Here is a 6,940-nt window from a genome sequence, read left to right as displayed (position 1 = left end):
AGTCCTATTTTCTTTGTGACTGTTGGTACGTTTCTGAAAAAATAATCAACACCTTTGCCGTACAAGGATTTCATACCATTGGTGCTTTGAAAACAAATCGTTTGCTGTACCCGTTAGGAATGAAAAAGAAGTTCAGCGAACTGGCTGCCGAATTATCCGTGACACACAAGAACTTTGACCTTGTGACAGTCAAAGGCAGAAACTATTATGTGTACCGATATGAAGGCAATCTCAACGGCATAGAAAACGCGATTGTTCTTTTCAGCTATCCTGAAAAAGCATTTGGAAAACCGAAAGCACTAAGGGCTTTCCTTTGCATGGATGTGTCTTTATCCACAAATGAAATCCTGGACAATTACGTATGCAGGTGGCCAATTGAGGTGTTTTTCCGCCAATGTAAGGATAAACTGGCGTTGGACAGCTATCAAATCCGTTCTGCGCAGGGAATCCGAAGATATTGGTTGATTATGTCATTTGCACACTATATGTGTGTTGTTGGAACTGGCGAAGTCTGTCCTTTTGAAACAGGGTATCACAAGATCAGTGACATAATCCAGATGGAAAAATATCTGACCCTCTATCAATGTGCAAGGGAATGCAATGATTTTGACTCCTTTGTAAAGGTCGTGGCGTAGTTTTGTGCAATTTTTCAAATTTGCTCATTTATAGGTTATAGAATCCTTTATGCATTGTCAATCTGCTTTCATCAATCTTATATTATTCAATCAAAATATGTAAGAAAATGGTAAGCCCATTGTTCTTGTCAGACAGGAATATTCTTATCTATAATAATGGCAGAAAGAGTATTGCTGGCTATATCTGTAATTGTTCATGGAAAGAGAAGTGGGGAAATTTATGAGAAAATGGATTTGCATCTTGTTGGCAGCAGGAATTGCAGCTGGCCTTATGAGTGGCTGCAGCAGAAATGTGGGAACGCAGGAATCGGCAGTGTGGCAGGTACTTGAAACCGAAATTCTGGCAGAGAAAGCAGATGCATCAGGAGAGGTGGATTTCACGCATGATTATTCGGAAGAGATCAAAGCGGATATTGAAGATGTGGTATCGAAGTCGGAATCTCTGCAGAAAGAGCTGGAACAGATCAATACGATCATTCAGAAGTTTACTCCATTGGCAGAGAAAGCAGAAACGCAGGGAGAAATGAATGCATCTTCCAGATGGTTTTATGTGATCTGGGATACGGAGCTCAATAATCTCTGGAGCAGATTTATGAATTTGGCTGACCAGAAGACAAAGGAGAGCGTTCTTGCAGAACAGAGAAACTGGGTAGCCATGAAGGAAGAAGCAACATTGCTGAGTATCGGAAGCAGCGAAGAAAATGGCAGCATTTATCCTCTCCTTCAGAATTCTTTTCTGGAAGAAATTACGAAAAACAGAGCCTGTGTTCTTGCCAGTAAGCTGGCTGGGATAAAAGAAGAAGATTTCATGCTGCCGGACAGATCAAACAAATACGGCCTGTTTGTTGATAATCAGGGGACAGGAAATGTATATAGCGCATTGGTAACCAGGGAGGGATTGAACGGAGAGAATGAAGCGGTCATTTCGGTATACCGGACAGGAGAAACAAGAGGAACCTTTACGGATCATGGAAATGGAGAACTGGCCTTCGCATCGGATGATGGAAATGTACGGGGAATCATTCATATTGACGGGTGGAAGGGGGCAAGTTTTCATGTTACGGAAGTGACTGGTAACTCCGCTTTCACCGTTGGGGAAGAACTGGAATTTCCGTTCGCATTCTGATGCGGATGAAGTACATAGATAAATTCCTGCATGGAGCATTTCGGCATAGCTGTCCCGGAAAGGAGATGACCATATGAAGCAGAAAAAACGGATCTGGTGGACGTTCAATTTATGGGAAGCAGATGCATTTCAGCAATATCTGGAAGAAATGGCGCTGCAGGGCTGGTTCCTGGAAAACGTCGGCGGTTCTGTCATGAAATTTTACAGGGCACAGCCGGAAAAAAGAAGATACGCGGCGCTTCTGGTTCCGGGAAGCTCTTCCCTTACCGGCGCGGACAGCTGGAAGGCAGAACAGTTTCGCAAGGAGTGCCAGGAAGCAGGATGGGATTTTCAATGCAGCGGAACTTACTGGCAGATATTTTATACCACCGATGAAAGCGTGAAGCTGACCGGAGATATGACGGAAGAGAGGCAGTTCCTGATTCAGAAAGCTCTTTCCTGGAACGGGTCTGCGAAAATTTCCTATCCTGTACTGGTAGTATTAAGTTTGTGGTCGTTATACAGCAATCTGCAGAATCCGGGAAAAATGTTTGCGGATCCCGTGGCGCTTATGCTAAATCCCCTGCTGCTTGGAATCTGCATTTCCTGGACGGTAACCTATGCGCGGCTGTTTCGATGGAACTGTGGGAATACAATGGCTATAAAAGAAGGCAGGCCGTTTCCGAGAATGAATCTGCAGCGGAAGGTAAGCTTTAAAAAGCGTATCATTCTATTAGATGAAATCCTGATTCTGGCAGTTCTGGCGCTAGCATTTTCTTCTTCCATGAGAGCCCTGGCCGGAACCATGCTTTCTTCCATTCTCATTGTAGTGATTTCCCTGTTTGTAAGGAACCTGCTCAGAAATAACGGCAGCGGAAATGCCCGGGATGACTGGATGTCATATGCGGTTGGCGTTGGTGTGCTTTGCATGATTCTGATTCCCTTGTGTAATGCGGCAGCAACTCACTTTCTGGGAGCAGATGAACCGGATACCGGGAGAAAACATACGGTATTCGCTAGCTATCAGGCAAATGATGTTCAGATGAGCAGTTCTGGAAAGTCAGTAGGCGTTACCGTATATACCAGTCCCATTTCCTGGATCATTGCGAAAACCAGCAAATGCTATCCAAAGGATATGACAAAGTGGTGGGATCAGATGGAACTGGAACTTCCGGCAGAGCTGGGGGAAGTTCCCGAGGGGACAGAAGTGTCCTGGTGCCGGTACATGGTCCGCAAAGATGGGGCTGAGCCTGTTTCGGAAGAAAATTTCTATCAGGATGAGCCGACTCTTGATGAAGTGATATTAAAAGACAGAAATCGTCTGGTTGTGCTGGATTATGGCGGTGGTATGAATCTTACCGACATGAAAGAAGCGGTAGACGTTTTTTATCAGGGGCAAACAGAGTAAATGCAAATGGTGCAAAGGAGATTATATTCATGAAAAAAGTATTCGGAATCGGAAGCTGTATGGTCGGAATAGTACTGGTTATTTCTGGTGCTGTGATGAAGCTGAAAGGACAAACAGCGGTTACTGTCATTGGAGGCGCAGACGGTTCTACCGCTGTGTTTGTTGCTGGAAAACTGAATGGTGATTTCTCTATCATGCTGATTCTGATCGGAATTGTATTGTTGGCTGTAGCAGCAATTGTTTATTGGAAGAAAAATGGCGGAAATTCATAAGAAAAGCAGCTCGCATGGTATTGGCAGCAGGAACGGTGTGAAAAGGGGGCGATTACATGGAAGAGAGTTTCTGGAAACAGACGTATGAGAAGATTCTGATTGGAATGGGTCTCTTTGGGATTACATTGAAATTTCTCTTTCTCAATCAGATTCTCCCCTTCATTGGCGCCCTTTTGCTGTTTACAGGATTTCGAAAACTGAGATCAGAAAACCGCTGGCTGAAAGCCGGATATGCAGGCGCCGCGCTCGAAGTTGTGATTACCATTGTGACAATTGTGCTTGGAAGTGTGCTCGAACGGGAGAAAATCTATACTTTGTACGCATGGAAAGGAATTGATTTCTGTGGCGGAATCCTGCCGGTCGTGCTGATGATTTGTCTTTTCCTTGGAATGCGTGAAGAGCTGGAACAGCGTGATGAAAAAATAAAAAGTGAAGTTCTGCTCCATATCATCATCTGGTATGCGGTGGTGACGGTGCTTGCGATTCAGGAATATGAGGGCTGGATCCTTGGTTTTGTAATCGTTGCTGCATACATTGGAATCCTTGTAGAGTTAAAGAATATAGCAGAAAAACTGGAAGAGGCCGGATATGTACTGGAAGAACATTCGGTGCGGATTTCAGACAGTAGATGTGCAGCAGGAGCAGCAATTCTGACTGCGGCAGGTCTGTTCGTCAGCTATACATGTTTTGGTGCTTATCATATGGAGTGGACAACTGCAAATGAAACCCAGGATCCGGCATGTGAAGAAACCAAAGCACATCTGTTATCCCTTGGTTTTCCGGAAGATATCTTGCATGACTTAAAGAAAGAAGATATTCTGGCGTGCAAAAATGCCAGACAGGTTCTGCTGAATCAAAGCGATGATTCGCTGCGGGGCAGGGATGGGCAGTTGCAGCTTGACGGCTTGGCAGTAGAACTGGAACAGGAAGGCCAGTGGAAGGTGATCCATCATTTCTTATGGAATGGAAATCCGGGCTTTCGCGGGACAGAAGCAGTACAGATCAATCCGGCATATCAGGAACTGAACGGGGGCTGGACCTTCCAGGGGAAACTTACCGGTCAGGTCCTTTACGATAAGGATGGAACTTCTTACACCGCAGATTATAAAATCTTGCAGGACGAAAATTACGATACCGGCATGAATGCTTTCTTTTACGGAAGTCAACAGAATGCCAGCATTTTCGCGGAATTTTCCTTGCCGCGGAGTGGGGAAAACTGTCGCGGATACGTGGCCTATGAAATCAAGGCAAAGGAAAGTGACTGGTGGATTGATTCCTGGCTAAATTATACCCATCAGAAGACCATCTGGCAGTATCCGGTCATCTCAGCAGCCCAGAACAGAAGACAGGGCGGCTGGCTGGACGAGCGTGTGTTTAGTACTGTGCAGGATGCGCTGCAGGTGCTTCCAAAGGGGGAAAATGAAGGCTCTATCGGTTCATAAACTCGAAAAATTGGATGTTATTGGGAGAAATATTATGACTGGGAATATGATAGGGTTTGTTATATGGGCGATGGTTGGCGTTATTATCATTAGTCTTGGAATAAGAGCATATCTTTCAGGAAAAGTGGCTGACTTTTGGGCAAACATAAAATCTATATCTGTAAATGATATAATGGGCTACAATCATGCGGTTGGTAAGCTGTTTGTTATTTATGGAGCAATATTGATTGCATTGGGATTACCGCTGCTTTCAGGACAGAATTCTCCATTTATTTTACTGTCAGTATTGGGAGTAATGATAGAAACAATAGTAATCATGGTGGTTTACAGTTTGTGTATTGAAAGAAAGTATAGAGAACAATAGTTTTTGCTCGTTCAATTTTATTCTGTATAATCTGTTGTTATTTAAAAATAAAAATGCTAAAATAAAAGTAGTTAAGATATTATCTAAAATAGTATAAATTAAGCTATTTTGGATAATATATTATTTGTAAATAAAGGCGGTGAAAACGAATGGAACAACTGATATGGGAAACAGCGGAAGAATTGGATCAGAAGCTGGCACAAAGGGTAAGAAACATCCGAAAACGGCGTTCCATTTCCCAGGAAAAATTATCCTCTATGAGTGGTGTAAGCTATGGCTCTATCAAAAGATTTGAAGCTACCGGACAGATCTCCCTGATCTCACTGACCAAGATTGCTATGGCCTTGGATATTGCAGATGAGCTTAGGAGTATTTTTACACAGGTGCCATATAAGAATATTCAGGAGGTTATTAATGAAACCAAATAATGCATTGCAGGTTCTCTACGATGAAAGGCTCGTTGGAACGCTGGCGATGACTGCAGACCATAAAGCGGCATTTCAATATAGCGAAGAATGGCTTGAACATGGATTCCCGATCAGTCCATTTTCTCTTCCACTGAAAAGGCAGGTTTTTGTTCCAAACAAAGACTATTTTGATGGACTTTTTGGAGTATTTGCGGACAGTTTACCAGACAACTGGGGAAGATTATTGTTGAACCGACTACTGCGCGCCCATGGACAAAATCCGGATAAACTTACAGTTTTGGAGCGGCTGGCTATCGTTGGAAAATCAGGAATGGGGGCGCTTACCTATTATCCAGAAAAGGAAATGCAGGAAAAACAGGGCCATAGTAATCTGGATGAACTTGCGGAGCAATGTCAGAAGCTGTTGAATACAGAGTATTCTGATAAACTGGATGAGCTATATCGCCTGGGAGGTACCAGCGGTGGAGCCAGACCCAAAATTATGACAACTATTGAGGGGGAAGAGTGGATCATTAAATTTCCGGCCCATGTAGATGGAAGAAATGCTGGAAAGATGGAATATGATTATTCCTGCTGTGCCAGACAATGTGGTATTGCCATGTGTAAGGCCAGATTATTTCCATCAGACAAATGCGAAGGGTATTTTGGAACAAAACGATTTGACAGAATGATGGATAATGGCAGTCAAAAACGAATCCATATGTTAACCGCCGCTGCTCTTTTGGAATTAGATTTCGAACAGCCAAGTCTGGATTACCACAGTTTGATGAAGCTGACGAAAATTTTAACCAGGGATCATCCAGAAGATGTGAACAATATGTTCCGCAGGATGTGCTTTAATGTGTTCGCTCATAACCGAGATGATCATTCTAAAAATTTTACGTATCTATACCATGAGGCAGAGGATTGCTGGCGGTTGAGTCCTGCATACGATCTCACTTACAGCAATACCTATTACGGAGAACATACAACCACAGTGGATGGAAATGGGCGCAATCCAGGAGAAAAGGAGATTCTGGCAGTTGGCATTGCCGCTGGGATGGCGAGAGCGGAATGCAGGAGAATTATGAACCAGATCAAGGATTGTGTGAACCAGATGCTGGGACAGTATCTTTCTTAGAAAAATGGAGTACAATTGCAACTTAAGGAAGTATCACAAATATTTTTCACCCCATATGGCCATTTCATAATAAATCTTGATGAAATTGTAAAATATCTATAATTTGTACTATAAATGAGCAAGTTCGTGATTTTGCATAAAAGAAAGACACCTTGAGTTCGATTGT

The 6,940-nt window shown here is 43.3% G+C and carries 8 protein-coding genes; all 8 read left to right on the top strand.

Annotated elements, in window-relative coordinates; all coding sequences use genetic code 11:
- Window positions 1-635: transposase (locus tag DW819_RS15325; protein WP_147353180.1), on the top strand; the 635-nt coding region annotated here is incomplete at its 5' end.
- 220 nt (window positions 636-855) lie between these two features.
- Complete coding sequence (locus DW819_RS15320) at window positions 856-1,761, top strand: lysozyme inhibitor LprI family protein (RefSeq protein WP_118585028.1); 906 nt, start codon at window positions 856-858, stop codon at window positions 1,759-1,761.
- A 73-nt stretch (window positions 1,762-1,834) separates the two neighbouring features.
- Window positions 1,835-3,148, top strand: coding sequence for a DUF2812 domain-containing protein (locus DW819_RS15315; protein ID WP_118733982.1), 1,314 nt, complete (start codon window positions 1,835-1,837; stop codon window positions 3,146-3,148).
- A gap of 29 nt (window positions 3,149-3,177) precedes the next feature.
- The gene (locus tag DW819_RS15310) at window positions 3,178-3,420 is read left to right on the top strand and encodes an LPXTG cell wall anchor domain-containing protein (RefSeq protein ID WP_118733981.1); all 243 of its coding nucleotides are present in this window, start codon (window positions 3,178-3,180) and stop codon (window positions 3,418-3,420) included.
- A gap of 56 nt (window positions 3,421-3,476) precedes the next feature.
- Window positions 3,477-4,862: a hypothetical protein gene (locus tag DW819_RS15305; protein WP_118733980.1), complete on the top strand. Its 1,386-nt coding sequence runs from the start codon at window positions 3,477-3,479 to the stop codon at window positions 4,860-4,862.
- Between the two features lie 34 nt (window positions 4,863-4,896).
- Window positions 4,897-5,226 carry a hypothetical protein gene (locus DW819_RS15300; protein ID WP_118542932.1) on the top strand — a complete coding sequence of 110 codons (330 nt, stop codon included), beginning with the start codon at window positions 4,897-4,899 and terminating at the stop codon, window positions 5,224-5,226.
- A 149-nt stretch (window positions 5,227-5,375) separates the two neighbouring features.
- Window positions 5,376-5,654 carry a helix-turn-helix domain-containing protein gene (locus DW819_RS15295; RefSeq protein ID WP_118542867.1) on the top strand — a complete coding sequence of 93 codons (279 nt, stop codon included), beginning with the start codon at window positions 5,376-5,378 and terminating at the stop codon, window positions 5,652-5,654.
- On the top strand, window positions 5,641-6,774 hold the full coding sequence (locus tag DW819_RS15290) for a type II toxin-antitoxin system HipA family toxin (protein WP_118733979.1): 1,134 nt from the start codon (window positions 5,641-5,643) through the stop codon (window positions 6,772-6,774). The genes DW819_RS15295 and DW819_RS15290 overlap by 14 nt, the downstream gene beginning before the upstream one ends.
- Window positions 6,775-6,940: the final 166 nt, after the last annotated feature.

Source organism: Clostridium sp. AM33-3, from assembly GCF_003480315.1.
Lineage (GTDB): Bacteria > Bacillota > Clostridia > Lachnospirales > Lachnospiraceae > Brotaphodocola.
Note: the sequence above shows the minus strand (reverse complement) of the source record. Positions and strands in the feature narration are given on the sequence as shown.

Coding starts and splice junctions, on each gene's coding strand:
- DW819_RS15310 (WP_118733981.1), top strand. CDS start 3,178: ATGAAAAAAGTATTCGGAATCGGAAGCTGTATGGTCGGAATAGTACTG.
- DW819_RS15320 (WP_118585028.1), top strand. CDS start 856: ATGAGAAAATGGATTTGCATCTTGTTGGCAGCAGGAATTGCAGCTGGC.
- DW819_RS15300 (WP_118542932.1), top strand. CDS start 4,897: ATGACTGGGAATATGATAGGGTTTGTTATATGGGCGATGGTTGGCGTT.
- DW819_RS15315 (WP_118733982.1), top strand. CDS start 1,835: ATGAAGCAGAAAAAACGGATCTGGTGGACGTTCAATTTATGGGAAGCA.
- DW819_RS15305 (WP_118733980.1), top strand. CDS start 3,477: ATGGAAGAGAGTTTCTGGAAACAGACGTATGAGAAGATTCTGATTGGA.
- DW819_RS15295 (WP_118542867.1), top strand. CDS start 5,376: ATGGAACAACTGATATGGGAAACAGCGGAAGAATTGGATCAGAAGCTG.
- DW819_RS15290 (WP_118733979.1), top strand. CDS start 5,641: ATGAAACCAAATAATGCATTGCAGGTTCTCTACGATGAAAGGCTCGTT.